Raw genomic sequence first — 26,095 nt, forward strand, 5'->3', positions numbered from 1 at the left:
CCACCGGCCAGGGTGTCACGCCTCGCCCGCGAACTCCCGAGCCAGATAAGGGGCGGTCCGGCTCCGCGGGTCCGCCGCCACGTCGCGCGGCGGGCCCGCCGCCACGACCCGGCCGCCCTCGGCGCCGCCGCCCGGACCCAGATCGAGGACCCAGTCGGCCTCTGCCACGACGGCCATGTCGTGCTCGACGACGACCACCGAGTTGCCCGCGTCGACCAGGCGCTGCAACTGCCGCATCAGGACCTCCACATCGGCCGGATGCAGCCCGGTCGTCGGCTCGTCGAGCACGTAGAGGGTGTTGCCGCGCCGGGTCGTCGCCCGCTGCAACTCGGTCGCCAGCTTGATGCGCTGGGCCTCGCCGCCCGACAGCTCCGTGGCAGGCTGGCCGAGGCGCAGATAGCCGAGCCCCACGTCCAGCAGGGCGCGCAGACTCCGCAGGGCGGCCGGGGCGTCCGTGAAGAACCCGGCCGCCGCCTCCACGGTCAGATCCAGCACTTCGGCGATGTTCAGGCCGCGGTGGGTGACCTGGAGGGTCTCGGGGCGGTAGCGGGCGCCGTGGCACTGCGGGCACGGCGCGTACGTGCTGGGCAGGAAGAGCAGCTCGACCGAGACGAAGCCCTCGCCCTGGCAGGTCTCGCACCGCCCGCCGGTCACGTTGAAGGAGAACCTGCCCGCCTGGTAGCCGCGCGCCTTCGCCTCGTCCGTCGCCGCGAACAGCTTGCGCACGACGTCGAAGAGGCCCGTGTACGTGGCCAGGTTGGAACGGGGGGTGCGGCCGATCGGCTTCTGATCGACCGTCACCAGCCGCCCGACGCCGGGTTCCTCCTCGGTGATCGCGCCGACGAGCGTGGATTTCCCGGACCCCGACACCCCGGTGACCGCCGTGAACACGCCCAGCGGCAGCTCCGCCTCCAGCGCCGCGAGGTTGTGCCGGGTGACCGGGCCCAGCTTCAGCCACCCCGACGCCCCGCGCACCGCACGCGTCGGCACGGGCCGCCGGTCGAAGAGGTAGGGGCGGGTCGCCGACTCCGCCACCTCTGCGAGGCCGGCGGGCGGCCCGCTGTGCAGCACCCGTCCGCCGTGGACGCCCGCCGCCGGTCCGACGTCCACCAGCCAGTCGGCCCGGCGTACGACATCGAGGTGGTGTTCCACGACGAAGACCGAATTGCCCGCCGCCTTCAGCCGGTCCAGCACGACGAGGAGAGCCTCGGCGTCCGCGGGGTGCAGGCCCGCCGACGGTTCGTCCAGGACGTACACGACGCCGAAGAGGCCGGACCGCAACTGCGTTGCCAGGCGGAGGCGTTGCAGCTCTCCGTTGGAGAGTGTGGGAGTCGTGCGGTCCAGGGAGAGGTAGCCGAGACCGAGTTCGGTGACGACGGCGATACGGGCGCGCAGATCGTCGGTGAGGACCCGCGCCGTCTCGTTCGCACCGGCACCGCTCTCCAGCGTCTGCGCCAGCTCGGCGAGAGGGAGCGCGGCCAGGTCCGCGATCGTGCGGCCCGTGAACGTGACCGCGAGAGCTTCCGGACGGAGCCTGCTGCCGCCGCACGCCGGGCACGGCGAGCTGGTCAGGAAGCGCTCAGCCCTGGCGCGCAGCGACTGGCTCCGGGTGTCGGCGAAGGTGTGCAGGACGTACCGCCGGGCGCTCGTGTACGTGCCCTGGTACGGGCGCTGGATGCGCCCCGCCTCGCGCACCGGGTGCACGGTGACGACCGGCTGCTCGTCGGTGAACAGGATCCAGTCGCGCTCCGCCTGCGGGAGGTCCCGCCACGGGCGGTCCACGTCGTACCCCAGGGCGTCCAGTACGTCCCGGAGGTTCTTGCCCTGCCATGCGCCCGGCCACGCGGCGATCGCACCCTCGCGGATCGACAGTGCGGGATCCGGCACGAGCAGCGCTTCATCGGTGTCGTGCACGCGGCCCAGGCCATGACAGGCGGGGCACGCTCCGGCCGCCGTGTTCGGCGAGAACGCGTCCGAATCGAGGCGCTCGGCACCCACCGGATAGGTCCCGGCGCGGGAGAGGAGCATCCGCAGCGAATTGGACAGGGTGGTGACGGTGCCGACCGAGGACCGTGCGGAGGGCGCCGACCTGCGCTGCTCCAGGGACACGGCGGGCGGCAGCCCGGTGATCTCTGCGACGCGCGGCGCACCGGCCTGGTGGATCAGCCGGCGGGCGTACGGAGCGACGGATTCGAAGTAGCGGCGCTGGGCCTCCGCGTAGATCGTCCCGAAGGCGAGCGAGGACTTGCCGGATCCGGAGACCCCGGTGAAGACGACGAGCGAGTCGCGCGGCACGTCGACGTCGACGTCGCGCAGGTTGTGCTCGCGGGCGCCTCGGACGCGGACGTACGGATCGTGCGGGCTGTGCATGGGGAACTCCGTACGCGGGGCGGGGCGGACCGAAGGGGGCCCGGTGATTCTGGGCGAATATTCAGTGCGGGAGGTGCGGGCAAACAGTTCGATTCTAGGCTTCCGTCCGCTTCTGCCCCGGCTCGGCCGGGTGACCCGCCGTACCCTCCCGCCCCACCAGGGCTGTCTGCGCCGTCGGCCGTCCCGCCAATGCCGCCAGCCGACGGTACGAGTCCAGCAGGCCCTCCCGGTCGTAGGTACTGGTGGTGACCAGCACCTCGTCCGCGCCGCTCCCCGCGAGTATCTCCTCCAGCCCGGCGGCCACCTGCTCCTCCGTGCCGTACAGGTGTCCCTGCAGTCCGCTCTCGTAGAAACCGCGCTCCCTCTCGGTCATACCGCCCGACGCGCGGTCCGTACGGGCCAGCCGCTCCACGTGCTCGGCGGGCAGCAACGGCGGGAAAGTGCCGTGCGTGCGCGAGTACGCCATGGACCACGCCTCCGGCACCAGGAGCCGACGGGCCGCCTCCTCGGTGTCCGCGACGGCGACCGTCCCGGCGATCACCACGTACGGTTCGGCCGCCCAGGCCGACGGCCGGAAGTCCGCCCGGTAGCGTTCCACGGCCGCCAGCAGCTTCGCGCGGCCCCGGAGGTCCCCGACGACGACGGGCAGGCCCGCCGCCGCGGCGATCGCGGCGCCCTCCCCGGTGGCCAGCACGAACGGCGGCACCCGCAGCCCTTCCGCCGGGTACGCGTGCACCGGAGCGCCGCCGGTGAACCAGCCCAGCAGTTCGTCCAGTTGTTCCGCGAACCGGTCGGCGTCGTCCTTGTCCCGGCCCAGGGCCCTGCGTACACCGTCGGTGAAGCCCACGGACCGGCCGAGACCCATGTCGATCCGCCCCGGGAACAGTGCCTCCAGCACCCCGAACTGCTCGGCCACGACAAGGGGCTGGTGGTTGGGCAGCATCACCCCGCCCGTGCCGACGCGGATCGCGGAGGTCGCGGCGGCCACCGCGGCGGCCAGTACCGTCGGCGCGGAACCGGCGACGCCGGGCACACTGTGGTGCTCGGAGACCCAGAAACGGTGGTAGCCGAGCGCTTCGAGCTGCTGGGCCAGGCGCACCGAGTCGCGCAGCGCCTGCGGCCCGTCGTACCCCTCGCGGGTGCGGGAACGGTCGAGGACGGAGAACTTCGTCTGCGCGATCACTGTGTTCACACAGGGTTCAACACCTTCGCGCCGACAGGATTCCCGGACCGCCTCCGTACGCGGCGCTCCGGTCCGCTCCGTGCGCCGCGACCCGGACCCTCCTTACGCTGTGATCATGACCGACCGCCGCAGCCCCGCTCCCCGGCCCCTCGCCGTCTTCGACCTCGACGGGACCCTCGCCGACAGCGCCCACCGGCAGCACTTCCTGGAACGCCGTCCGCGCGACTGGAACGCCTTCTTCGCCGCGGCGACGCAGGACCCGCCCCTGGCCGAAGGGGTCGCACTCGCCCTGCGCCGGGCCCAGGACTGCGAGGTCGTCTACCTCACCGGGCGCCCCGAGAAGTGCCGCCCCGACACCCTCGGGTGGCTGTCCGCCCAGGGGCTGCCGGAAGGACGCGTGTGGATGCGGCGGGACAACGACCGCCGCCCCGCCCGAGTGACGAAGCTGGAGATCCTGCGAGGTCTGGCGCGCGACCGGGAGATCCGGGTGCTGGTGGACGACGACGCCCTGGTGTGCGAGGCGGCCGAGCGGGCGGGATTCGCTGTCGTACGAGCCGGCTGGACGACCCCCTCCGAGGCGCTGAAGAACGCCCAGGAACGGGAGGGTCTCACCTGAGGGACGCCGGTTGATCCCGGTGCGGGAGAGGTTGCCCCGTCATGGCACCACACTCGTGGTTGTTCGCGGTTCGAGATGTGTTCGAGATGTGCAGACCAAACCCTTGACCCGCCCATTGGTACATGCCAATTTCTAGACCCGTGAACTGTGCGAAGAAGCGCCTCCTGTCCGCCTCCGCGGCCCTCGTCATGTCCGGCGTCCTGCTGGCCGGCTGCGGCCTGCTGCCGGCGTCCTCGGACGAGGGGACGAGGACTGTGACCGTCTGGCTGATGAAGGACAGCGCGTCCGGCGACTTCCTCAAGAGGTTCACGGAGGCGTACGAGAAGGAACACGTCCGTACGAAGCTGGACATACAGATCAAGTCGTGGGACGGCATAGGTTCCCAGATCAAGAAGGCGCTGAGGGGCGACGACCCGCCGGACGTCATCGAGGTGGGCAACACGCAGGTGGCCCACTACGCCGACCACGGCGGTCTGGAGAACCTCACCCTGGAGTCCCTGCGCGATTTCGGCAGTGAGGACTGGCTGCCGGGACTCGCCGAGCCGGGAAAGATCAACCACGCCCAGTTCGGCATTCCCTGGTACGCCGCCAATCGCGTCGTTGTCTACCGCAAGGACCTCTTCCAGCAGGCCGGGGTGCGGGAGCCGCGCGACCGCGAGGAGTGGCTGACCGCCACGGAGAAGCTCAACACCGGCGGCAGGCAGGGCATCTATCTGGCGGGCCAGGACTGGTACACCCTCGCGGGCTTCATCTGGGAGGAGGGCGGCGAGCTCGCCGTCGACGCCGGTGGGCGGTGGACGGGCGTCCTGCACTCCGAGGCGGCGCTGCGCGGCATGAGTTTCTACAAGGAGCTGCAGGCGCTCGGAGGCGGCCCGCGGGACGCGGACGAGGAGAAACCCCCGCAGGCGGGCGTCTTCGCGCAGGGGAACGTCGCGCAGATCGTCGCCACGCCCGGAGCCGCGAAGATCATCGAGGAGAAGAATCCCGCGCTGCGCGGCAAGCTCGGCTTCTTTCCCGTCCCGGGCAAGTCCGCCGACAAGCCCGGTGCGGTCTTCACCGGCGGCTCCGACCTGGTGATCCCCGAGAGGACGGGCCAGCGGCAGGCCGCGGTCGAGGTGGTGCAGGCCCTCACCGACAAGAAGTGGCAGGTCGATCTGGCCCGCACCATGAGCTACGTGCCCAACAAGGGCAGCCTGATCTCCGAGGTGGCGGACGAGGAGGGCGTCGCCGCGATGTCGCGGGGGGCGCTCCAGGGCAGGGCCACCCCGGCGTCACCCAAATGGGGGGACGTCGAGGCGAACAACCCCATCAAGACGTACATGTCGCAGGTACTGGGTGGAGCCGACCCGAAGGACGCCGCGAAACGGGCGTCGGACCGCATCACGCTGACCCTGCAACGGTTCGAGGAGGAGTAGGACGCGCATCCGGGGCACGGCGGGCCCTGCGCAGGGTATGTCTCGCAGGACCGTGCCCCGTCGATTACACCGGGGTGGCCAGCGACAGCGCGAAGCGCCCCGCACGGTCGGTCCACCAGCGACTCAACTCCAGTCCCGCTACGCCCAGTTCGCCGCGTATCCCTTCCTTGCGGAACTTCGCGGACACCTCGGTCCGCAGTTCCTCGCCCTGCTCGAAGGTCACCGCCAGGTCCAGTTCCCGCACTTTCACGGTCAGCCCGGAGCGGGCCCGCAGCCGCATCTCGATCCACTCGTGCTCGCCGTCCCAGCGGGCGACATGGGTGAAGTCGTCCGGATCGAAGTCCGCGTCCAGTTCACGGTTGAGGACATTCAGCACGTTCTTGTTGAAGGCGGCGGTCACCCCCGCCGCGTCGTCGTACGCGGCGACCAGCGTGGCCTCGTCCTTCACCAGGTCCGTGCCCAGCAGCAGGCTGTCGCCCGCACGGAGCAGCGACCGTACGGATTTGAGGAACACGTCCCGCTCACCGGGCAGCAGATTGCCCAGCGTCCCGCCGAGGAATGCCACCAGCCGTGGTCCCGGCGTGTCCGGCAGGACGAGCCCCCGCGTGAAGTCGGCGATCAGCGCGTGCACGGACAGGGCGGGTCGCTCGGCGAGCAGCGCTTCGGCGGCGAGCGTCAGGGCGCTCTCGCTGACGTCCACCGGAAGATAGCTGTGCAGGCTGGGGAGGGCGTCGAGGAGGAAGCGGGTCTTCTCCGAGGAACCCGAACCCAGCTCGACGAGCGTCCGCGCACCGCACGCTGCGGCGATCTCCGCGGCGCGGTCCCGCAGGATCTCGCGCTCCGCACGCGTCGGGTAGTACTCGGGCAGGCGGGTGATCTCCTCGAACAGCGCGCTGCCCCGGGCGTCGTAGAACCACTTCGGCGGGAGCGTCTTGGGGCTGTGGCCGAGCCCCTGGCGGACGTCGGCGCGCAGGTCGGCGCCGGTCGCGTCGGCGGGCAGGGTGCGGGTGAGGCGGAGAGGGCTCACGTGGTCGGCTCCTCGAACGGGGTCAGCAGGACATCGGTGCGGGTGGCGACGAGCAGACAGCGGTCGGGTACCTCGGTCCAGAGCGGGTCGTCGTCGTACGGCTCGGAGGCGACCACGGTGCGCCGGCCCGGTTCGAGCAGGTACCAGAGGGTGTCGCCCCAGGCGGACGCCGTGACCGTGCGGCCGTCGGTGAGCAGCAGGTTCAGCCGGGAGGCGGGCGCTGCGGCAGCGACCTCCCGCACGGTTTCGGTGAGCGCCCGGCCCGTCCCCTCGCCGTTCCGCAGCCGGTGCAGCAGCAGCGCCCACACCAGTGCGGAGTCGCAGCGCGCCTCCAGGGCCAGCAGCTCGGCGGGAGGCAGTCCGGAGGCCAGCTGTGCCACGGACCCGGGCCAGTTGCCGAGTGCGCCGTTGTGGCTGAACAGGTAGGGGCCCCAGCTGAACGGGGCCGCTGCCGCTTCGCCGTCCGCACCGGCCTCGGTCGCGTCGCGCACCGCCGCGAGGAGCGCCCCGGTACGGACGACACGCGCCAGGTCGGCGAAGTTCGCGTCCGCCCACATGGGTCCCGTACGCCGGTACCGGGCGGGTGCGGGGTCGCCGTCGGCGTACCAGCCGACGCCGAAACCGTCCGCGTTGACCGTCCCGTGCTTCTGCATCCGGGGCTCCCATGCCTGCCGGTACAGCCCGTGGGCAGGGTCGACCACCACCTCGCCGATCGCCGACTCGTCCCCCAGAAAAACAAGATGCCGACACATCAGAGATCCCCCTCCGTCAAGTCACGGGCCGTGCGGAAACCGGCGAAGATCTGCCTGCGTACCGGCAGGTCCCAGTTGCGGAAGGTGCCCCGGCACGCCACCGCGTCCACCGCGAAGGAACCACCGCGCAGTACCTTGTGCGCGGGGCCGAAGAAGACCGCCGAGTACTCGCGGTACGGGAACGGGGCGAACCCCGGATACGGCAGGAAGTCGCTCGACGTCCACTCCCACACATCCCCCACCAACTGCCGCACACCGAGGGGGGATTCACCGCCCGGGTAGGCCCCTACGGGAGCCGGACGCAGGTGCCGCTGGCCCAGATTGGCGCGCTCCGGAGTCGGATCGGCGTCGCCCCACGGATAGCGCATCGAGCGCCCCGACACCGGATCGAAGCGAGCCGCCTTCTCCCACTCCGCCTCCGAAGGAAGCCGCCGTCCCGCCCACCGCGCGTACGCGTCCGCCTCGTACCAACTCACGTGCAGAACGGGCTCGTCGAGCGGTACGGGCTCCGTCACCCCGAAGTGCCGCCGCACCCACTGTCCGCCCTCGTGGCGCCAGAACAACGGTGCGTTCAGACCGTGGGTGCGCACCAAATCCCAGCCCGGTGCCGCCCACCAACGGGGCTCACGGTAGCCACCGTCCTCGATGAAGCGCAGATAGGCCGCATTGCTCACCGGCGCCGTGTCGAGCAGGAACGGCGGAACGAAGGTGGCGTGCGCGGGGCGCTCGTTGTCCAGGGCCCAGGGCTCCACGGACGTCCCCATGGTGAAAGGCCCGCCGGGAACCAGGACTTCCGCAGCGCTCGGGACCGCGTGGGCGGGAACGGACGGAGGCGGGGGAGCATGCAGTGCCGCCGGACCGCGCCGCAGTTGATGGGTGATCAGCATTGTTTCGTCGTGCTGCTGTTCGTGCTGCGCAATCATCCCGAAGGCGAACGCGGCACCCATGAGCGGCCCGCCGCCGTCCAGTGCACTGTGCTCCAGGACGTCCAGGGCCCGGCCGCGCACGTCGGCGGCATAGGAACGGGCCTCGGCCGGCGCGAGCAGCGGCAGCGTCGGGCGCTCGGCGCGCGGGTGCTCGAAGGCGTCGTACACGGAGTCGATCTCCGGGCGCATCGCCTGCCGCCCGGCGACGTTCCGCAGGAGCCACTGCTCCTCCTGGTTGCCGATGTGCGCCAGGTCCCACACCAGCGGAGACATCAACGGGGAGTGCTGCGAAATGAGTTCTCCGTCGTCGACGCACGAGGTGAGGAGATCGGTGCGGGCCCGTGCGGTGGTCAGCGCCTCGACGGCGCGCTTGCGAAGCCCCTCGGAGTCGACCTCCGGGGGCTGGAAGGGGTGAGTCATGGACGAGGGCCCTTCGCGGGTTCGAGGACTGTGCCGGGGGAGGGTGCGGGCTGGGAGGGCAGGCTGGAGCTGGAGCTGGAGCTGGAGCTGGAGCTGGAGCTGGAGCTGGAGCTGGAGCTGGAGCTGGAGCTGGAGCTGGCGTCGGGGCGCGGGCCGGGGCCGGGGGCGTCGTTCGGCCCGTGGCGAAGGCCGGCGTCGAGCAGGTCGTCCGCGGGACAGCGCCCCCGGGCCACGTACCTCTCCACGTACGCCGTCACCGCGTCCCGGACCGGTTCCGGCGCCCCGAGCCGCGGCAGGGCTTCGAGAGCCGCGGCGAAGCAGGTGACGGCGGCGGCGTGCAGATCCGGGTCGCGCAGCCCGTCCCGGGCCGCGGCCTCCCACAGCGGATTGTGCGGAGCCGCACGCGAACCAGCCATCTCCGCGAGGGGTTTGACTGCGCGGTAGGCGAGCTCCGCCGCCTGCGGCTCGTCGAACAGTGCCGCAGTCACCGCCAGCGGCACCATCCAGCCGTCCTCGCCCGGCTGCGCGTCGATCATCCGCAGTTCCAGGTGCCCCTGCGGTCGCACCGGCGGGAAGAGGGTCGTGAGGTGATAGGCGAGGTCGGACCGGTTCGGGGCGCGCGGTGTCCGGCGCCGCGTCCATTCCCGGAACGTCAGCCCGTCCGGCACCTCCCATTCCGCGCCCCCCTCGCCGCGCACGCACATCACCGGAGCGTCCAGGACCCGCTCGGCCCAGGCGGCGCGCGGCTCGGCACCGGGCTGCGGGGCGAGTGTGCGGGTCCGCTCGATACCTGCCCAGAGGTTCTGCCGGTGCGAGCGGTGGTTCGTCCGGATGCCCTCTGTGTAGGGAGAGTTGGCGAACGCGGCGACAAGGACCGCGCCCAGCAGATGTGCCATCAGCCAGCGTCGGCCGAGTCCCAGCGGCCCCGGCTCCTCGTGCCCGGCGTCCACGCACACCTGGATCGACGCCGAGGTGCACATCATGGCCCGGCCCGAGGGGCCCGTCCGGTCGAGGTAGCGCTCCATCGCCTCGTAACGCGGCTCGCGCAGGAAGCGTCGTGGGGGCTGCCAGGGGTCCTGGCCGAACCCCGCGAGGACCAGCCCAAGGGCGCGCAGCGCGCCGCGTACGGCGGCCAGATCGGCGGAGACGGAGGCGAGGCACTGGGCGAGCGAGGGGGCGGGCAGTGAGCTGAGCTCCAACTGGCCGCCCGGTTCGACGGTGAGCGCCGACTCCAGTGGCAGGGCGCGGGCGGCGGCATGGGCCGCGGCGAGACGGTCGGGGGAGAGGGGCAGGTGCGGCTCGTTCGCGTCATGGACGAGCCATTCGAGTTCCACACCGATCGCTTTGGGTGGGCCCGTCTTGAAGCAGATGCAGCGCAGCAGGTCCGCCGCCTCCGTCTCGGTAATCGGCGGACCGCCTTCGATGAACTCCACTGTGGGCATGGCCTGTTCCTCCCGTCGAACTGTCGAAGACCTGGAGACCGCGGACTGCTTCTGCCGTACGCGTCCACGGTGCGTGGCGCCCGCACCCGTCCGTTGCCCATGCGCTCCGGCGGATCGGACCGGGGCACAGCAGACCACCCAACCGACTGCCCGTGCCTCGCACAAGAGGTGCCTTTCGGTCGAGTTCGCCGCCACGGGAGCGTCCGGAATCCCGTTGCCCCGCGTGCCCGTATCGCGGAGGATCGACCAGGTGAGTGCACGCCTGCGCGGGATCGCGCGAGAAACGGAAGCCGTTGTCGCGGCCGGGCGGTACATCTGTCCCGACGGCCGAAACACATCCATTGCCGAAGATCTGACAGCGGCGCTGGCCGGAACCCGGCTGTACGGGCCGGAACCCGTCGCGGTTCCCGGCGCCCCGGCAGCCGACCGTTCCACCGTCTTCGAGGTGACCGGCGAGAGCAGCACCCAGGCGGCCCGGCGGCTGACCCGCGAGGCCCCCGGCCCGGTGGCCGTCCTCGTCTTCGCCTCGGCCCGCAACCCGGGCGGCGGCTATCTCAATGGGGCACAGGCCCAGGAGGAAGCCCTGTGCCGCGCCTCGGCGCTGCACGCCTGTCTGCTGCGCGTTCCGGAGTTCTACGCCCACCACCGGGCGGAGCGCGACCCGTTCTACACCGACCGGGTCATCCACGCCCCCGGAGTGCCGGTCTTCCGCGACGACCGGGGGCAACTGCTCCCGGCCCCGTACCGGGTCGGCTTCCTCACCTCGCCCGCGCCCAACGCGGGCGTGATCCGACGCAACACGCCGCAGGAGGCGCACCGCATCCCGGCCGTGCTCGCCGGTCGGGCGCAGCGGGTGCTGGAAGTGGCGTCCGTCTGCGGCTACCAGCGGCTCGTGCTCGGCGCCTGGGGCTGCGGCGTTTTCCAGAACGAACCTGCCGTGGTGGCGCAGACGTTCAGCAGCCTGCTGGCCGATGGCGGACGGTTCGCCGCACACTTCGCCCGGGTGACCTTCGCCGTACTGGACCGCACGGGCGAGAGCCCGGCACTCAGGGAGTTCCGCCGGGCCTTCCCCGCCGGCCCTTCCCTCGGTGGGCTGACAGCCGGCCTCTCCCGCACGACGCGCCGGGACAGCCGGTCCCTCCCGGCCGCGGGCCGGCATGCGAGCCCCCCGCGCGCCGACAACCGGCCCCTCCCCGGCGTCGGGCCGGCCTGAGGGTCAGCCCTGCCAGTCGTACCGCTCGCTCAACCGCCGTACCACCTGGTCGAACCGCGGCCGGTCCAGGGCGCACGCCTCGCGGCGCATCCCGCCCTCGTGCACCCGCAGCACCCGGTCCAGGTCCACCCACGACTCGCGGCCCGCGCTGTCCCAGGGGCCGGAACCGATCGGCAGCCACTCCCGCTCGTGGTCGTGCCGCTTGCTGGACAACCGCACGGCGAGCAACGTGCCCGCCGCCTCGCGCGCCACCACGAGCACCGGACGGTCCTTGCCCCGCCCGTCGTTCTCCTCGAAGGGCACCCACGTCCACACGATCTCGCCCGGGTCCGGATCGCCGTCGACCGCGGGGGCGTACTCCATGCGCACGTGGCCGATCCCGTGCGGCTCGGCCTCGGTGGTCGCGGACGGGCCGGTGCTGCCAGGGAGGGGGGTGCTGTCATCTGAAAGTGCCGTCATTTGGGGGAGATTACTAGGGTTTGCCGCTCGGCAGAACTCAGCGACCCGCCCGTGCGGAGAGGGTGCAGGCCGCCCGGGTCGGCCCTGCCGAGACACGGGCCGACCAGCGGGCGGGCCATGTCCCGGCGGAGCCGCACAGAAGCAGCGGATCAGCGGATCTGCAGGATGTGCAGCGTCGCGTTGAGACCCTCCACGTCGCGAATGGCCGACCACTTGGGCATGACCCGCACGTGATCGCCAAGGAGTATCTCGATGTTGTTGTTGCCGGAGGTGACGCGCGAAACGTTGGGGAGTCCCGGGGCCATGACGCCCGCGTTGGCGAAGCAGGCGGTCTGGCTGCCGTTGTACCAGACCTTGACCAGGTCCGTACGGTCGCCACAGGCCGTCTGGTTGGCCGCGGCGGCCGGGGAGACGGACACGAGAGCCGAGACGGCTCCCGCTGCCAGGACGAGACCGAGCCGGGAAAGGGTGCGCTTCATGGGGAAAGTCTTCCTTTCGAGATACGGCGGTGTTGCCGCGCAATACGGTTCGGTCTGCTGAACGCTGCGGACTGCTCGCCGGTTCACCTGCAGGCGACAGTGGATGCCCGGCCCCTGCGCCCGGTGCCGTGCCGGGTGCGGAGCCGCCGGTGCGGTTCGGTCAGCGGATCGCGGACCGCGTCCCGGAGCTCGATTCCAGAGCCCTTGCCGTCGGGGGAAGTGTTCCGGCAGGGTTCCGGCGCGCCCATCAGGACCCGTCGTCCGGGCAGGCGTGTCATCATGCCCGCCTCGGCAGTAGGGGGGGACGGCTGCGACGAGCAGTGGTCCCGTGGAGGAAAGGGACACGGCGTGGGGGGAGTTGGCCACGGAGGTGCGGCCGGTCCAGCAGCTGTGGCGACTCGGTTTCGCGATCGGCTACGGGTGACCCGGCCGTGGCCGCGAGAGCTGCGGCCGTACGTGCACAGTTACGACGGATACCGGGTGGCGGCGGCGACGTCATACCGCGTTCGGCTCGTGCCGAGCGGACGAGCCGTGGTAGTGATCAACCTCGGGGAGCCGTTCGCCCAGGTGTTCCGGCTGAGGGAAGCGGGTCCCGCCGTACGCGTGGTCGGGTCGCTGGTCGCGGGGCTCGAAGACGGGCCGCGGGTATGCGATCACCCGGGTGGCCAGGAGGCGATACGACTCGAACTCACCCCGCTCGGTGCGTACCGGCTCTTCGCCGTACCCATGCGGGAGTTGACGAACAGCGTGTTCGAACTGCGGGACGTCCTCGGGCCTGGGGCGGACGAGTTGGTGGAGCGGATGTCGGCAACCCCTGACTGGACTCAGCGTTTCGACCTGCTGGACGCCGCGTTGCTGACCCGGCTGGACCGTGGCCCCGATCCCTCGCCCGAGGTCGCGCATGCCTGGCGGCTTCTCGCGCGGTCGGCGGGAACGATCCCTGTTGCCCGGATCGCCGCCGAAGTCGGCTGGAGTCACGGCCACTTGGTCCGGCGCTTCACCCATCAGGTCGGGTTGACGCCCAAGGCGACTGCGAGGGTGCTGCGATTCCACCGGTCGGTGGAACTGCTGTCCCGCGAAGGGACGGACCTCAGACAACTGGCGGCCACCTGCGGCTTCTACGACCAGGCCCACCTCAACCGCGAGTTCCGCGCCCTGGCCGACATCACTCCTGCCGGATTGGCCGCCGCACGCCGCGTGGAGGGCGCCCACGAGCTGTGAACGGCGCTGCTCGGCCGGCCGGCCGAACAGCGAGATCAAATTTGTCCAAGCAATTCCGCCCGTGCCGTCTCTAAGGTCCCTGGAGAGTAGGCAGTCGTTCCGCACAGTCACACCAAGGGGATACGCATGTCGGTGCCGAATCCGAGGTCGGGCAACCAGCCCGCACGCCGCGGCCGGTGGGAGCGGTTCAAGGTGACGCGTCCGTTCTCGCCCCAGGACCTGGCCGGTCTGTGGGGCTCGATCCTGGGCGTTGTGGCCCTCGCCCTTGTGCTCGGGTGGGCGCTCGACATGAAGGGCGGTGTGGTGATCGTCGCGGCGATCCCGTTCATCTCGTCCTGGTTCGACTCACGCCGCATCCTGTTCCAGTTCGACGCAGCCGGCGTACGGGTCGCCGATGTACTGCTGCCCTGGAACGACGTCACTCAGTTCGTCGTGGCGACGCCCGAAAGCGGTGAGCACGTGCTCATCGGTGTGCGGCTGCGCCAGGGAGCGACGGTGCCGGCCGGTACGGGGGTCCGGCCGGCACATCCGGCGATGCCGGCGCCGCTGCACGTGGCCGTGCAGCGCGACAAGTTCGACCTGGACAAGATGCTCACCAAGGCACGCAAGTACGCGCCGTCGCACGTCCAGGTAGTAGTGGCCGAGCCGACGGGAGAGCGGGTGGCTTCCTGACACGGGGCACTGGTGACGGGGGCCCGCCGATGTCCGGTGCGACCCCTGGCCAGCTCTCCGTAGACCTGTCCCACCGCCCGGAAAGGCCCCGGCCGGTCCGTGTGCGGCAAGGATGTGAAGCAAGCGGAGCTTCTCTTGTTCCTTGCGTCCAACGGTGTGGTCGGCCATACGAGCACCACAAGGAGAAGACCCGATGAGCTACGACCAGCCCGGCCCGTACGGCGGCCGGCCTCAGCAGCCCGGCCCGGGTCAGCCGCAGCAGCCGGGCCCCTACGGTCACCAGCCACAGGCCCCGCAGGGCGTGCCCCCGCAGGGTCACGGCGGTCCACAGCAAGGAGGGCCCGGCGGCTCCAGCCAGCCGCAGCACCCCGGGCACCATGGGGGGTGGGCCCATCACGGCCAGGTGCCGACGCCTCCGCCGGGTGGAGGTGGCGGCAAGAAGGTCGGGCTCGTCGCGGGCGCCGTGGTGGCCCTCGCCGCCATGGCCGGTGGGGTCTGGTACTTCACCGGGAGCGGGGGCGCGAAGCCGAAGGATGACGGACCCCATCGGCTGACAGCCCCGGCCGCGGTATTGGGCGGCACGTACAGAAGCGTGACAAAGAAGACCGACGAGCCGCGGCCTCTCAACGGGTCCAAGGCGAAGTACCTGGCGGGAACCGGCATTTCAGGGGACTCCCAATCCGTCGTCAACGTGTACTCGACCTCCGCCGAACTGCATGACGTACCGAAAGCGGAGGGCCTGGTGTTCCTCGGTGTCTACGGTGAGGTCGAGGACCCCGGAAAGACTCTCGACGCTGTGTTGGCCGAAATGAAGAAGCGCCCGGACACCACGTTCATCGGCGACCCCCAGGACATGTCACCCGAGGGTCTCGACGGCGCCGTGATGAAGTGCCGGCAAGCCGAGTCGAGGACTCCCTCCCTCCCCGCGCACACCCGGACCGGCGTCAGATGTGTCTGGGCCGACCACAGCACCGTCGGTGTGGTGACTCCCAGCAAGCCCACCGGTGGATACTCCATGGACGAAGCCGCCAGGATCGCGGCGGACCTCCGCAAGGAAGTGCGTGTCGCGGGCAAGTGACCCGTCATGCAACCCTCCGGCACCGCAGTCCTTCAGCGCAGGCGCAATCGATGTGCCCGACGATCTGCAACACGCACGGACCGGGTCTCCCGGGTTTCGGGCTGTCGACACCGAAGCGCGGCTACCGTTTCCTGCCCGAGGAGCACGCGGACGCCGTGACACTGATCATGCGGGGCAACGCTCACATCGGCTTCCGCACTCGGGAGCGCGAACGCCGGGAAGCGATCTTCACCGACCGCACCACCGTGATCGTCGAAGGTGCCGGCCCCTACGCGGAGTCCGACGCACCCGAGGAGTTCGTCGCCGCGATCCGCGGCTGGGCGTCGGCGCGGTAAGCAGGGAGAGGGCCGCGGGGTGGGTGTGCGGGACCGTCATGTGGCTGGACCAGGTGCGCCGGAATGGCTCCTCTCGCCGGCCGGCCCCGTCCTCAAGGATGGTGGCGGGCCCTCAGGGCGTTCGTGGCTCCCGGTGGGCCGGGCATGTGTCCGCGAAGTGAAACAGCCGTGCGGCCGCGGCGACACACCACATCCCGCGGCCAAGATCGAGGCTGCCGGGCAACCAGTGCATCCGTACCCGTGGCCGGGACCTACGATGACCGTATGACCAGCACGATGCAGCCGTCGAGCCGCCGCCCCGTCGGGCGCGGCTTTGTGCTGCTCGTGCTGGCAGTGCTGGCCGGTGTACTGGCGATGCACGGCCTGGGGCCGGGACTCGGTCCCGCGAAGGCGTCGGCCGCCGCCGGTGGCCACGTCATGGCGACGGTCCACGAGGAGTCCACCCCACAGGCGGTGGGGGCCTGCTCGCACACGGATGGCAAACAGGGACACATGGACCACGCGGACGCCACGTGCGCGGCGGCAGGCATCGGCGCTGCCTATGCGCCTCCGATCCTGGCTGCCGCCCTCGATGCGGTCCCCGCACCCATGGCGCCGTCCCGCAGTACGGCATGGTTCCCCGACAGCGGGCGGGCGCCGCCCGACCTCTCCGAACTGCAGCTCCTGCGGATATAGGACCCGCCCGCACGGCCCCCTGGCCGCCCCGTCCTCGGTCGGCGAGGGGTGCCGTGCCCCGGCACATCCTCATTCCGTATCGGCGCCCGCCCACTCGGGCGGCGCATCAAGGAGTCGCATCACCATGAACACCCACCGTTCCCTCGTCCGCCGGGCCTCCGCTGTCGCGGCCGCGACCACGGCCGCCCTCGTCGTTGCCGCCTGCGGCTCGAACGGCGACAGCCCGGCCGGGCACGGCGGCCACGGCTCGAAGCTGCCGACCGCCTCGGCTCCGGCAGCGAAGGGGCAGCACAACACCGCTGACGTCGCGTTCGCCAAGGGGATGATTCCCCACCACCGTCAGGCCGTGGAGATGGCCGACCTCGCCCCCAGCCGCGCGAAGTCCGCCGATGTCAAGAAGCTCGCCGACGAGATCAAGAAGGCACAGGACCCGGAGATCAAGACGCTTGCGGGCTGGCTGACCTCCTGGGGTGAGCGGGTTCCCGCCGACGGCGCGATGGACCACTCGGGGCACTCCGGGCACGGCATGGCCGGGATGATGACGGCCGAGGAGATGGACAAGCTGAAGGCGTCCTCGGGCAAGGCGTTCGACACCGCCTTCATGGACATGATGATCAAGCACCACGAGGGTGCCGTGGCCATGGCGAGGACGGAGCTGGCCGACGGCGCCTTTCCCGACGCCAGGACCATGGCCGACGCCATCATCACCTCACAGACCGCCGAGATCACCAGGATGAACAACCTGCTCGGCAGGAACTGACCCTCCTGACAGTGGGGTGCGCCGGACCGCGACGGCCCGGCGCACCCCCGCCCCTCGATCTCGTGCGGCTCGACATCGGTGTGGACGGCCGGGCCGGCGCTCCGGGGCGGGAATCTCATGCGGCGAATGTGCGGGCAGTGGGGGCAATCGCGACGCCTTCGGATTCCCACCGGACCGCCGGGCGCGTGCACCGCGAAGTACGGTGACGCCGTCAGCGGGGTGCCGGGGCGGTGGCCAGGCGGGCAGTCACCGCGGCCAGCCACAGGAGTCCGAGGCCCGCCCCCGCGGGGAAGGCCAGGACGGAGCCGGCGGAGGCCGTGAACCCGGCGAGGACGGCCACGGGCACGAGACGCGAGGCCACGGCCCAGCCGTGAAAGTCTCGGCCGACGAGGGCACGGGCCAGGACGACGAACGCCGCGCAGAGCACGAGTGACCGGCCATCCCGGCAGCCATGTGTCCGACTCCGTGGCCACTCATCGCCGTTGCCTGCGGGGCGCCCGACGGGAAAGCCCGCCCCGGCGTCGGCGGGCATGAGGGCCGCGGCCCAGAAGGAGACCCCGAAGACGCCCGCCAGCCCGGGCCCCCAAGTGCCGCCCGTGAGCGGGCCTTCCCGGCGTCGTTGAGGTTGCCTGTAGGACCGGCCGGGGACGGCGAAATCATCGGTGCGCACGACGTGGCCCGGAACACGCGTCGCAGCGCGGGCGAGTCGCCGGGACGGGTCCAGGGGCACAGGGCGCGGCGGCACGCCCGTGCGGCCGACCGGCCCACTCCACAGGGCGCCCGTCCTGCCGCACGCAAAGGCTCGGTCCATGAAAGCAACGCTGCTCGCCCTGCTCACCACCGTCGGACTCATCGCCCAGGCGGCGCCGCCGTCGCCCGCCGAGGCGCCCTCCCCGGCTGCCGGGGCACAGGCGCCGCCGCCCCGTACCGTCTCCGCCTGGCTGCCGTACTGGGACCAGGAGACGGCCTACCGCGACGCGCTCGCGCACACCGACCAGCTCCACACCGTCAGCCCGTTCTGGTACCGGGCCGAGGCCGCCGACCGGATCGACCCGCACTACAGCGCCGAGAAGAAGAGCGTCGTCGACGGTCTCCACCGGGCCGGCGTCAAGGTCGTCCCGACCGTCATGGAGACCCTCCCCGCCGGGGCCCTCGACGCGATCGTCACCGACCCGGACCGTCGCGCCACCCACGTCCGCGCGCTGCTGGCCGTCGCCGGGAGGGGTGACTACGACGGGCTGGAACTGGACTACGAGACCCTCGCCCCCACCGGCGACGCCCGGTACAAGGCGGTCCGCGACGGCTACGCCGCCCTCGTCACCGACCTGTGCAGGGTGCTGCACGCCGCCCGCAAGACGTGCGCGGTCGCCGTCACCCCCCAGACGGACGGCAGCGGACGCATCTGGGACTATCCGGCGCTCGGCCGGGCCGCCGACCGGGTGCGCATCATGGCGTACAACCTGCACTGGGAGGGCGGCAGGCCCGGACCGCTGGCCACCCCGCAGTGGTACGACCGGATTCTGACCCGCGCCACCGCCCTCATCCCGCGGGCCAAGATCGAGATGGCGCTCCCCGCGTACGGGTGGGACTGGACGACCGGCGGCGCGACCAAGCACGTCACCTGGAAGGAGGCGGAGGCGCTGCGCAGGCGTACCGGCGCCCCGTACCGCCTGGACCCGGAGTCCGGCTCGCCCCACTTCTCGTACACGGACGCCAACGGGCGCAAGCGCACCGTCTGGTACCAGGACGCACGCGGTGTCGCCGCCCACCTGCCGGTACTGCGCAAGCACGGCGTCAGCCAGACCGGTCTGTGGGCGCTGGGCTTCGAGGACCCGGCGCTTTGGGGGGTACTGGCGCGGGGCTGACCGTATGTCAGCATCCGCATGTCCTCATGTCCTCATGTCCTCATGTCCTCATGTCCTCATGTCCGGACAGGGCGGCCGGCCCCCTCCGGAGGGAACGGGTTGCTCGGATCACGGATCAGATCCAGCCATCCAGCGACGACATGAATCTGTCGAAGTCGTCGCGCTGGATGGTGTGGCCCGCACCCTTGACCGTCCGGACCTCGAAGCCGCGCGCACGCAACAGCGCGGCCCGTTCCTCGTTGATGATCAGGCTCGGGTCGGCCAACTGCACCAGGGACGGCACCACCGCGGTCCGGGGCAGCAGGTCGCGCTCCACGAGCGCAGCCAGGCCGAGCGCGGAAGCCTCGTCCCAGAGCGCCAGCGTCGCCACCTCGACATCGACGTCCTCGGCGTCCCAGCGCGGGTTCATCGCCGCGATGTGCGCCCTGGGGACCGACTTGAACTCGGCGAAGGCCTCGGGGCCGACGCCTCCGGGCAGTTCCAGGTGCCAGGCCGGGTCGGAGTACACCGCGCGCTTCGGGCGCAGCCGGTCCACGGCGAGAGAGAGCGTGAGCCCGCCCAACGAGTGTCCGAGGGCGAGTTCGGCGCCCGCCGGAAGGGTCTCCGCGAGGTCGTCCGCGAAGGCCTCCGGCGTGTACGCGTCGCCGCGCCCGCTGAGGCCGTGGCCGCGCAGGTCGACGGCGATGACGCGGTAGCCCTTGCCGGCCAGCGCGGGACCGACGGTCCGCCACGCGCGGTGGTCGGCCATGATCCCGTGGATCAGGAGGGCGATGCGGTCGCCCTCGCCCCAGGTGTGGGTGTGCAGCTGCACGACGGTGCCTTTCTGGACGGTGTGTGCGGGGCGGCAAAGCCGTCCCGTGGCGTATGTGGTGGCTCTGTGGCCGGCCCGCGGATGCGATGGCAGGCGCTTGGATTCTGCCGACCGGCCCGGCGGCCCGGATCAGCCGGGTGGTCGGGCGGTTCAGCGGACGGTACGGATGGGACGCACCGCGAGGGCGCCCAGCAGCGAGAGGACCGCCGCGACCAGGAAGAGCGCGGTGTAGCCGCCGGTGGCCTGGACGACGAGCCCGGCGATGAACGGGGCGGCGATCTGTGGCCCCGCGTTGGCGACGTTGAGGATGCCCATGTCGCGGGCGGCGTCCTCGGACTTCGGCAGCACCATCGTCACCAGGGCGGTGTCCACGGCCATGTAGCAGCCGAAGCCCAGTCCGTTGACGGCGCCGAAGAGCAGCATCGCGGTCCAGCTCGTCGAGACCGCCGGGAAGATCATCGCGACGGCGGCCAGCAGCGCCGAGACGCCCACGAAGAGCTTGCGACGGTCGTACTTGTCGGACAGCCAGCCGCCGAGAACCGTGGAGACCACCGAGGCGGCCGCGTTGACCATGGTCAGGATCGCCGCGGCCGTCGGCGGGCCAAGGCCCGCGGGCAGGTCGGTGTGGTCCTGGAGGATGTACAGCTGGAAGCCGAGGACCGCGAAATAACCGAGGATGAGCAGCGCGCGTCCGATGAACGCCCAGCGGAAGTCGTGGTGCGCCAGGGCGCTCGCGAAGGAGGCGATCTGCTGCTTCAAGGGCAGCGGGGCCTTGCCGGGACGGCGCTCCTCACGGGCGCAGCCGGTGAACAGTACGGCGGCCGCGGCCACCAATGCGCCGAACACCAGATATCCGGTGCGGTAGTTGTCGGAGAAGGCGGCGCCGATCAGCGCGCCGATCGTGGAGCCGATGGGTATGCCCAGCCCGACGGCGGCGGAGGCCCTGCCGCGCGAGGCGATCGGAACGCGGTCCGGAACGACGGAAGTCAGAGCCGCCTGGTAGAAGTTCATCGCGGCCTGGCCCAGGCACCAGACGAGTGTCACCAGCAGCACGGTGTCGACGCTGCCCAGCAGGGCCATCACGGCGAGGGCGCCGATGCCGCCGCCGAGGATCCACGGGTTGCGGCGTCCGGACCGGTCGGACAGGGCGCCCGCTATCGGGTTGAAGAGCGTGGCGAAGATCGCCGAGACGCCGGAGACCACGGTCATGTTGCCGACCTTGTTCGCCGGGTCGATGTTCGCGATCTGAAGAGCCATCACGAAGCCGGGTACGCCGATGTAGAGCGCGTACATGACGGTGTTGCCCACGAGCAGCAGCGGCAGCAGCCCTCGGGTCGGGTGGTACGCCTTGGCGGAGTCGGTACCGGCTGCTGCGCCGGTACCGGGGGAGGAAAGGGCCACGCTGCCCTCCAGGGTGAAGTGAAGACGCCGACGGGACGGGAGGAACTCCGCCGCGGGCTGCCCAAGGGGTGCGCCGCAGCGTTTCAAGTGCGAGGTGACACGTGTCACTGACGCGTGTCACGCTTTGTAGCACCGAATTCCGGCCAACCGCCAGACCCCGGGGCGCACGCGTCTGGAAGGATGCCGAACGCGATGAGCCAGTCACCGAAGAAGTCAGCCGACCAGACCGTCCCCACCAGCACCGATGTCGCACGCCTGGCCGGAGTTTCACGCGCCACCGTGTCGTACGTGCTGAACAACACCTCGGCCGTACGGATCAGCGAGCCGACCCGTCGACGGGTCCGTGCGGCGGCCGAGGAACTCGGTTACGTCCCGCACGCGGCCGCGCGCAGCCTGCGCGCCGGGCACACCCGTATGGTCCTGCTCCCGACGGCGCACATCCCCGTCGGGCCGCTCTACGGCACGTTCTTCAACGAACTGCACTGGGCGCTGCGCGACCTCGACTACACGGTCGTGCAGTACGGCAGCCTCGGTCTCACCGGTGACGAGGCGGCCCGTGCCTGGGCCGAACTGCGGCCGGTCGCCGTTGTCTCGCTCGGCGAGATCACCCTGAACCCGCGCGGTGTGCAGCTCCTCAAGAGGTCGGGGGCGAAGGCGGTTGTCACCCTCGGCGCGCAACGCGTCGAGGGCGCGCACTCGTTGGTGATGGACCAGCGTGAGGTCGGCATCGCCGCCGCCGGGCATCTGCTGGAGCGCGGGCACCGCAGGATCGGCGCCGTGGTACCGGAGGAACCCGGTCTGGAGATCTTCTCCAAGCCGCGGCTGGCGGGCCTGCGCAAGGCGGTCACCGGCACCGGGGCCACCGTCGAGCCGCTGGCCATGCGCTACGACGAGGAGTCGGCCGCCGCGCTGGCGGCCCGCTGGCGCGACCTCGCTCTGGACGCGGTGTTCGCGTACAACGACGAGTACGCCCAGCTCCTCATGAGGGCGCTCCAGGACGCCGGCGTCGACGTGCCGGGCCACACCGCCGTCATGGGCGCCGACAACCTCCTCATGGGCAAGCTCCTGCGCCCCCGCCTCAGCACGGTGCAGCTGGAGCTGCCGCCCGGCCAGTACCTCGCGGACCTCATCGACCGGCTCGTGCGGCATCCGTCGGAGGATGTGGAGGACAGCGGCCTGATGGGCGCGTACGCGGTGCCCCGCGAATCGAGCTGACACCCCTGTGCCCCGTCCCAACGTTGGAGCGTGTGCCCCGTCCGCCGTTGACAGCCGACGGGACGCGCCACAGACTCGGACGCGGGCGATCAAGGGGGGTTGGTGCCGCCGGCGGGAGCCCGGTCCGAACGCCCTTGAACCCCAGGAGAGTGGCGATGCCCGCGAGCATCCGTGACGTCTACGTCGTCGACGCCGTCCGCACGCCGATCGGCAAGTTCGGGGGCGCGCTGTCGGGCGTACGGCCGGACGACCTCGCCGCACACGTGGTGCGGGAGCTGGTCGGCCGCTCACCGGAGCTCGACCCCGCGCGCATCGACGACGTGTACTTCGGCGACGCCAACGGGGCCGGGGAGGACAACCGGGACGTGGCCCGCATGGCGGTGCTGCTGGCCGGACTCCCGGTGACCGTGCCCGGCGTCACGGTCAACCGGCTCTGCGGATCGGGACTGGAGGCGGTGATCCAGGCCGCCCGCGCGATCGCTCTCGGTGACGCGTCCGTGGCGGTCGCAGGCGGTGTCGAGTCGATGTCCCGCGCCCCCTGGGTCCTCCAGAAGCCCGAACGCGCCTTCCCGGCCGGCCACCAGCAGCTCCACTCGACGACCCTCGGCTGGCGGATGACCAACCCCGCGATGCCCGCCGAGTGGACCGTCCCGCTCGGCGAGGGTGCCGAACAGGTCGCCGACAAGCACAAGATCGGCCGTGCGGAACAGGACGCCTTCGCCCTCGTCAGCCACCACAAAGCTGCGGCCGCATGGGCCGCGGGGCACTACGACGCCGAGGTCGTGCCCTACGAGGGCGTGGCCATGCTCCGTGACGAGTGCATCCGGGAGGCCTCGACGATCGAGACCCTGGCGCGGCTCAAGCCCGTCTTCCGCACCGACGGCACGGGCACGGTCACCGCGGGCAACTCCTCGCCCCTCAACGACGGGGCGGCGGCCCTGCTGCTCGTCGACGACGCCGGACTGCGCGCCACCGGCCGCGAACCGCTCGCCCGGATCCGTGCCTCCGCCGTCACCGGCGTCGAACCCCAGCTCTTCGGACTCGGACCGGTCGAGGCGGTCGGCCGGGCCCTCGGCAAGGCGGGCCGTACCTTCGCCGACCTCACGGTCTTCGAGCTGAACGAGGCGTTCGCCGCGCAGTCCCTCGGCTGCCTCGCCGAATGGCCCGAGCTGGACCCGGCCGTGGTCAACCCGCGCGGAGGCGCACTCGCCCTCGGGCACCCGCTGGGGGCCTCCGGGGCGCGCCTGGCCGGGGCTGTCGCGCACCAGCTCGCGGCAGCGGGCTCGGGCACCGGGATCGCCGCCCTGTGCATCGGTGTCGGGCAGGGGCTGGCGCTGGTCCTGGAACGCTGACAGGACCGGGGCGGCCGACCGCCCGGCGGCCGGGCGGCACACCGCGCTGCCCGGCGGGCCCGCGCACGGACGAGCAGTGCACGCACGGACGCGAGTCACGACGACGGGTGCACGAGCGCGCGCGTACAGGGAAGGGCGCCGCCCGGTGAGGCGGCGCCCTTCCTGGGGCCGGGGGAGGAGCGCGGCGTCAGCCTGCCTCCTGCTGCCCGCCCGCGCCCTCGGTCTGCGCCTTCTCGATCGACGTGCGTACCTCGTCCATGTCCAGGTTGCGGGCCTGGCCGATGATGTCCTCGAGCGCGGCCTCCGGAAGAGCGCCCGGCTGGGCGAACACCGCGACGTTCTCACGGACGATCATCAGGGTCGGGATCGACTGGATCTCGAAGGCGGCGGCGAGTTCCTGTTGCGCCTCCGTGTCGACCTTGGCGAAGACCAGGTCCTCGTGACGCTCGGAAGCCCCCTCGTAGACCGGCGCGAACTGACGGCAGGGGCCGCACCACGACGCCCAGAAGTCGATCAGGACGAAGTCGTTTTCGGACACTACGCTGTCGAAGTTCTCTTTGGTCAGCTCGACAGTGGCCATGGTGTGCTCCTCTTCCGTCATTCAGGACGTCGCCGTATGCCGCACAACGGCGACCGGCGGCGCCCTATTCCGTCGGTGCCCCTTCCCCTGTGGTCCCCGCGCACACCACCGAGCAGACTGTGTTTCATGACATCCGACACAGACAGCGGCACGGACCGCGGGGCCCTTGAGTACGACGTGGTGGTGCTGGGCGCCGGCCCGGTGGGGGAGAACGTCGCCGACCGGGCGCGCGCGGCCGGGCTGAGCGTGGCAATCGTGGAGTCCGAACTGATCGGCGGGGAGTGCTCCTACTGGGCGTGCATGCCCAGCAAGGCCCTGCTGCGGCCGGTCACCGCACGGGCCGACGCCCGCCGCGTCCCCGGACTGCAGCAGTCCGTCCAGGGGCCGCTGGACGTCCCCGCGGTCCTCGCCCACCGCGACTACTACACCTCGAACTGGCAGGACGACGGCCAGGTGGACTGGCTGAAGTCGATCGACGTGACGATCCACCGCGGACACGGCCGCCTGACGGGCCCCCGAAGGGTCACCGTGACCGCGCCCGACGGCGCGCGCACGACACTCACCGCCCGGCACGCCGTCGCCGTCTGCACCGGCAGCCGGGCGGTCGTCCCGGACCTGCCCGGCATCGCGGACGCCGCACCGTGGACGAGCCGGGAGGCGACCAGCGCCAAGGAGGCCCCCGGCCGACTGGTCGTCGTCGGCGGGGGCGTGGTGGGCGTGGAGATGGCCACCGCCTGGCAGGCGCTCGGCTCCCGGGTGACCGTGCTCGTGCGGGGGGAGGGTCTCCTGCCGAAGATGGAACCCTTCGTGGGCGAACACGTCGCCGCCGCCCTGACGGAGGCGGGCGCGACCGTACGCACCGGAGCGTCGGTCGCGGCGGTGGACCGTGACGGCACGGGCCTGACGGTCACCCTGGAGGGCGGAGAGCAGCTCCGGGCCGACGAGATCCTCTTCGCCGTGGGCCGCGCCCCCAGGACCGACGACATCGGCCTGGACACGGTCGGACTCAAGCCGGGAACCTGGCTGTCCGTCGACGACAGCTGCCGGGTCACGGACGTGGACGGCGACTGGCTGTACGCGGTGGGCGACGTCAACCACCGGGCGCTGCTCACCCACCAGGGCAAGTACCAGGCGCGACTGGCGGGCGACGCGATCGGCGCGCGCGCCCTGGGCCGTCCCGTCGACGACACGCCCTGGGGTGCGCACGCGGCGACCGCCGACCACGCCGCCGTCCCCCAGGTGGTCTTCGCCGACCCGGAGGCGGGTTCCGTCGGCCTCACCCTGGCCGAGGCGGAGCGCACCGGCCGCCGGGTGCGGGCCGTCGACTACGACATGGCCTCGGTCGCCGGAGCCGGCCTGTACGCCGACGGTTACCGGGGGCGCGCCCGCATGGTCGTCGACCTCGACACCGAAACGCTCCTCGGGGTCACCTTCGTGGGCCCCGCCGTCAGTGAACTGGTGCACTCCGCGACGGTGGCGGTGGTGGGCGAGGTGCCCCTGTCACGGCTGTGGCACGCGGTCCCGTCGTACCCGACGGTCAGCGAGGTGTGGCTGCGACTGCTGGAGACGTACCGCGGTTGAACACCGGCGGCGGCGGGGCGAAGGCGCGGTACGGCTCGAAGGGTCCCGCCCCGTCGTTGGACCGGAGGCGTCGGCGGAGCCGGGCGCGGTCCGCCACCCCGGAGGGGCAGGACGTCATCTCAGGCATCCGGCACCGGGCTCGCCCATGTGTTTCGTCGGCGCACGAGCGGCTCCCCGCACCCGCCCCGGCGCGGATGCCGACCGTGGGTGAACCGGCACACCCTTCCGGGCGTTCAGGTGAGGGGAA

The 26,095-nt window shown here is 71.6% G+C and carries 24 protein-coding genes and 1 pseudogene; 13 read left to right on the forward strand and 12 right to left on the reverse strand.

The genetic code is table 11. The annotated features are described in order from the left end of the window. Window positions 1–15 precede the first annotated feature (15 nt). Window positions 16–2,370, reverse strand: coding sequence for an ATP-binding cassette domain-containing protein (locus HNQ79_RS25860; RefSeq protein WP_185035117.1), 2,355 nt, complete (start codon window positions 2,368–2,370; stop codon window positions 16–18). 94 nt (window positions 2,371–2,464) lie between these two features. After that, entirely contained in the window at window positions 2,465–3,562 is a 1,098-nt protein-coding gene (locus tag HNQ79_RS25865; protein WP_185035119.1) for an MsnO8 family LLM class oxidoreductase, read from the reverse strand. Window positions 3,563–3,668: 106 nt separating this feature from the next. On the opposite strand from HNQ79_RS25865, the gene HNQ79_RS25870 reads away from it, so the two are divergent. Continuing rightward, entirely contained in the window at window positions 3,669–4,169 is a 501-nt protein-coding gene (locus HNQ79_RS25870; protein WP_185035120.1) for a phosphatase domain-containing protein, read from the forward strand. Between the two features lie 122 nt (window positions 4,170–4,291). Further along, window positions 4,292–5,584, forward strand: a complete 1,293-nt coding sequence (locus tag HNQ79_RS25875) for an extracellular solute-binding protein (RefSeq protein ID WP_185035122.1) — start codon at window positions 4,292–4,294, stop codon at window positions 5,582–5,584. A 64-nt stretch (window positions 5,585–5,648) separates the two neighbouring features. On the opposite strand, the gene egtD is transcribed toward HNQ79_RS25875, so the two are convergent. The 4 genes from egtD to egtA are packed head-to-tail and all read right to left on the reverse strand — an operon-like array spanning window position 5,649 to window position 10,151. Then, window positions 5,649–6,611: an L-histidine N(alpha)-methyltransferase gene (gene egtD, locus HNQ79_RS33995; protein WP_185035124.1), complete on the reverse strand. Its 963-nt coding sequence runs from the start codon at window positions 6,609–6,611 to the stop codon at window positions 5,649–5,651. Next, window positions 6,608–7,363, reverse strand: coding sequence for an ergothioneine biosynthesis protein EgtC (egtC, locus tag HNQ79_RS34000; RefSeq protein WP_185035126.1), 756 nt, complete (start codon window positions 7,361–7,363; stop codon window positions 6,608–6,610). The genes egtD and egtC overlap by 4 nt, the downstream gene beginning before the upstream one ends. Continuing rightward, window positions 7,363–8,709, reverse strand: coding sequence for an ergothioneine biosynthesis protein EgtB (egtB, locus tag HNQ79_RS25890; protein WP_185035128.1), 1,347 nt, complete (start codon window positions 8,707–8,709; stop codon window positions 7,363–7,365). Before egtB ends, egtC begins: the two co-directional genes overlap by 1 nt. Next, window positions 8,706–10,151, reverse strand: a complete 1,446-nt coding sequence (gene egtA / locus HNQ79_RS25895) for an ergothioneine biosynthesis glutamate--cysteine ligase EgtA (protein WP_221508166.1) — start codon at window positions 10,149–10,151, stop codon at window positions 8,706–8,708. The genes egtB and egtA overlap by 4 nt, the downstream gene beginning before the upstream one ends. Window positions 10,152–10,401: 250 nt before the next feature. Between egtA and HNQ79_RS25900 the strand changes: the two genes are divergently transcribed. Next, window positions 10,402–11,364 (forward strand): TIGR02452 family protein, encoded by a 963-nt coding sequence (locus HNQ79_RS25900; RefSeq protein ID WP_185035130.1) that lies wholly within the window; start codon window positions 10,402–10,404, stop codon window positions 11,362–11,364. 3 nt (window positions 11,365–11,367) lie between these two features. Here the strand turns inward: HNQ79_RS25900 and HNQ79_RS25905 are convergent, their stop codons facing one another. Next, window positions 11,368–11,823, reverse strand: a complete 456-nt coding sequence (locus HNQ79_RS25905) for a type II toxin-antitoxin system PemK/MazF family toxin (RefSeq protein ID WP_185035132.1) — start codon at window positions 11,821–11,823, stop codon at window positions 11,368–11,370. 149 nt (window positions 11,824–11,972) lie between these two features. After that, on the reverse strand, window positions 11,973–12,302 hold the full coding sequence (locus HNQ79_RS25910; protein WP_185035134.1) for a beta/gamma crystallin domain-containing protein: 330 nt from the start codon (window positions 12,300–12,302) through the stop codon (window positions 11,973–11,975). Window positions 12,303–12,722: 420 nt separating this feature from the next. Between HNQ79_RS25910 and HNQ79_RS25915 the strand changes: the two genes are divergently transcribed. The 6 genes from HNQ79_RS25915 (at window position 12,723) to HNQ79_RS25940 (ending at window position 17,043) form a co-directional block, all read left to right on the forward strand. Continuing rightward, entirely contained in the window at window positions 12,723–13,523 is an 801-nt protein-coding gene (locus HNQ79_RS25915; RefSeq protein WP_311772312.1) for a helix-turn-helix domain-containing protein, read from the forward strand. Between the two features lie 126 nt (window positions 13,524–13,649). Next, complete coding sequence (locus tag HNQ79_RS25920; protein WP_185035138.1) at window positions 13,650–14,195, forward strand: hypothetical protein; 546 nt, start codon at window positions 13,650–13,652, stop codon at window positions 14,193–14,195. Window positions 14,196–14,388: 193 nt separating this feature from the next. After that, window positions 14,389–15,273 (forward strand): hypothetical protein, encoded by an 885-nt coding sequence (locus HNQ79_RS25925; protein WP_185035140.1) that lies wholly within the window; start codon window positions 14,389–14,391, stop codon window positions 15,271–15,273. A gap of 50 nt (window positions 15,274–15,323) precedes the next feature. After that, window positions 15,324–15,608 (forward strand): hypothetical protein, encoded by a 285-nt coding sequence (locus HNQ79_RS25930; RefSeq protein ID WP_185035142.1) that lies wholly within the window; start codon window positions 15,324–15,326, stop codon window positions 15,606–15,608. A gap of 264 nt (window positions 15,609–15,872) precedes the next feature. Continuing rightward, window positions 15,873–16,283 carry a DUF6153 family protein gene (locus HNQ79_RS25935; RefSeq protein ID WP_185035144.1) on the forward strand — a complete coding sequence of 137 codons (411 nt, stop codon included), beginning with the start codon at window positions 15,873–15,875 and terminating at the stop codon, window positions 16,281–16,283. 124 nt (window positions 16,284–16,407) lie between these two features. Continuing rightward, window positions 16,408–17,043, forward strand: a complete 636-nt coding sequence (locus HNQ79_RS25940) for a DUF305 domain-containing protein (protein WP_185035146.1) — start codon at window positions 16,408–16,410, stop codon at window positions 17,041–17,043. Window positions 17,044–17,254: 211 nt separating this feature from the next. Here the strand turns inward: HNQ79_RS25940 and HNQ79_RS34820 are convergent. Then, window positions 17,255–17,638: pseudogene (locus tag HNQ79_RS34820) on the reverse strand (DUF998 domain-containing protein); the annotation flags it as partial. A 214-nt stretch (window positions 17,639–17,852) separates the two neighbouring features. Between HNQ79_RS34820 and HNQ79_RS25950 the strand changes: the two are divergent. Beyond that, on the forward strand, window positions 17,853–18,908 hold the full coding sequence (locus tag HNQ79_RS25950) for a glycosyl hydrolase family 18 protein (protein WP_185035148.1): 1,056 nt from the start codon (window positions 17,853–17,855) through the stop codon (window positions 18,906–18,908). 115 nt (window positions 18,909–19,023) lie between these two features. Here the strand turns inward: HNQ79_RS25950 and HNQ79_RS25955 are convergent, their stop codons facing one another. Both HNQ79_RS25955 and HNQ79_RS25960 read right to left on the reverse strand, forming a co-directional pair. After that, window positions 19,024–19,719 carry an alpha/beta fold hydrolase gene (locus tag HNQ79_RS25955; RefSeq protein WP_185035150.1) on the reverse strand — a complete coding sequence of 232 codons (696 nt, stop codon included), beginning with the start codon at window positions 19,717–19,719 and terminating at the stop codon, window positions 19,024–19,026. A 150-nt stretch (window positions 19,720–19,869) separates the two neighbouring features. Continuing rightward, complete coding sequence (locus HNQ79_RS25960) at window positions 19,870–21,120, reverse strand: MFS transporter (RefSeq protein WP_185035152.1); 1,251 nt, start codon at window positions 21,118–21,120, stop codon at window positions 19,870–19,872. Between the two features lie 180 nt (window positions 21,121–21,300). On the opposite strand from HNQ79_RS25960, the gene HNQ79_RS25965 reads away from it, so the two are divergent. Together HNQ79_RS25965 and HNQ79_RS25970 are read left to right on the forward strand one after the other, a co-directional pair. Further along, window positions 21,301–22,335 carry a LacI family DNA-binding transcriptional regulator gene (locus HNQ79_RS25965; RefSeq protein ID WP_373312616.1) on the forward strand — a complete coding sequence of 345 codons (1,035 nt, stop codon included), beginning with the start codon at window positions 21,301–21,303 and terminating at the stop codon, window positions 22,333–22,335. Window positions 22,336–22,490: 155 nt separating this feature from the next. Next, window positions 22,491–23,687, forward strand: a complete 1,197-nt coding sequence (locus tag HNQ79_RS25970) for a thiolase family protein (RefSeq protein WP_185035156.1) — start codon at window positions 22,491–22,493, stop codon at window positions 23,685–23,687. Between the two features lie 187 nt (window positions 23,688–23,874). Here HNQ79_RS25970 and trxA read toward each other — a convergent pair whose 3' ends face one another. Beyond that, window positions 23,875–24,267 carry a thioredoxin gene (gene trxA / locus HNQ79_RS25975; protein ID WP_185035158.1) on the reverse strand — a complete coding sequence of 131 codons (393 nt, stop codon included), beginning with the start codon at window positions 24,265–24,267 and terminating at the stop codon, window positions 23,875–23,877. Window positions 24,268–24,393: 126 nt separating this feature from the next. Between trxA and HNQ79_RS25980 the strand changes: the two genes are divergently transcribed. Continuing rightward, a complete protein-coding gene (locus tag HNQ79_RS25980; protein ID WP_185035160.1) occupies window positions 24,394–25,848 on the forward strand; it encodes a dihydrolipoyl dehydrogenase family protein in 1,455 nt (484 codons plus the stop codon). Window positions 25,849–26,095: the final 247 nt, after the last annotated feature.

The organism is Streptomyces candidus (genome assembly GCF_014207445.1).
Classification (GTDB): Bacteria; Actinomycetota; Actinomycetes; order Streptomycetales; family Streptomycetaceae; genus Streptomyces; species Streptomyces candidus.

Bases quoted from the DNA above. Each gene is read 5' to 3' on its own strand.
- HNQ79_RS25860 (WP_185035117.1), bottom strand. From the start codon at position 2,370: ATGCACAGCCCGCACGATCCGTACGTCCGCGTCCGAGGCGCCCGCGAG.
- HNQ79_RS25870 (WP_185035120.1), top strand. From the start codon at position 3,669: ATGACCGACCGCCGCAGCCCCGCTCCCCGGCCCCTCGCCGTCTTCGAC.
- HNQ79_RS25875 (WP_185035122.1), top strand. From the start codon at position 4,292: ATGCCAATTTCTAGACCCGTGAACTGTGCGAAGAAGCGCCTCCTGTCC.
- egtC (WP_185035126.1), bottom strand. From the start codon at position 7,363: ATGTGTCGGCATCTTGTTTTTCTGGGGGACGAGTCGGCGATCGGCGAG.
- egtB (WP_185035128.1), bottom strand. From the start codon at position 8,709: ATGACTCACCCCTTCCAGCCCCCGGAGGTCGACTCCGAGGGGCTTCGC.
- egtA (WP_221508166.1), bottom strand. From the start codon at position 10,151: ATGCCCACAGTGGAGTTCATCGAAGGCGGTCCGCCGATTACCGAGACG.
- HNQ79_RS25905 (WP_185035132.1), bottom strand. From the start codon at position 11,823: ATGACGGCACTTTCAGATGACAGCACCCCCCTCCCTGGCAGCACCGGC.
- HNQ79_RS25910 (WP_185035134.1), bottom strand. From the start codon at position 12,302: ATGAAGCGCACCCTTTCCCGGCTCGGTCTCGTCCTGGCAGCGGGAGCC.
- HNQ79_RS25920 (WP_185035138.1), top strand. From the start codon at position 13,650: ATGTCGGTGCCGAATCCGAGGTCGGGCAACCAGCCCGCACGCCGCGGC.
- HNQ79_RS25925 (WP_185035140.1), top strand. From the start codon at position 14,389: ATGAGCTACGACCAGCCCGGCCCGTACGGCGGCCGGCCTCAGCAGCCC.
- HNQ79_RS25930 (WP_185035142.1), top strand. From the start codon at position 15,324: ATGTGCCCGACGATCTGCAACACGCACGGACCGGGTCTCCCGGGTTTC.
- HNQ79_RS25935 (WP_185035144.1), top strand. From the start codon at position 15,873: ATGACCAGCACGATGCAGCCGTCGAGCCGCCGCCCCGTCGGGCGCGGC.
- HNQ79_RS25940 (WP_185035146.1), top strand. From the start codon at position 16,408: ATGAACACCCACCGTTCCCTCGTCCGCCGGGCCTCCGCTGTCGCGGCC.
- HNQ79_RS25950 (WP_185035148.1), top strand. From the start codon at position 17,853: ATGAAAGCAACGCTGCTCGCCCTGCTCACCACCGTCGGACTCATCGCC.
- HNQ79_RS25965 (WP_373312616.1), top strand. From the start codon at position 21,301: ATGCCGAACGCGATGAGCCAGTCACCGAAGAAGTCAGCCGACCAGACC.
- HNQ79_RS25970 (WP_185035156.1), top strand. From the start codon at position 22,491: ATGCCCGCGAGCATCCGTGACGTCTACGTCGTCGACGCCGTCCGCACG.
- trxA (WP_185035158.1), bottom strand. From the start codon at position 24,267: ATGGCCACTGTCGAGCTGACCAAAGAGAACTTCGACAGCGTAGTGTCC.
- HNQ79_RS25980 (WP_185035160.1), top strand. From the start codon at position 24,394: ATGACATCCGACACAGACAGCGGCACGGACCGCGGGGCCCTTGAGTAC.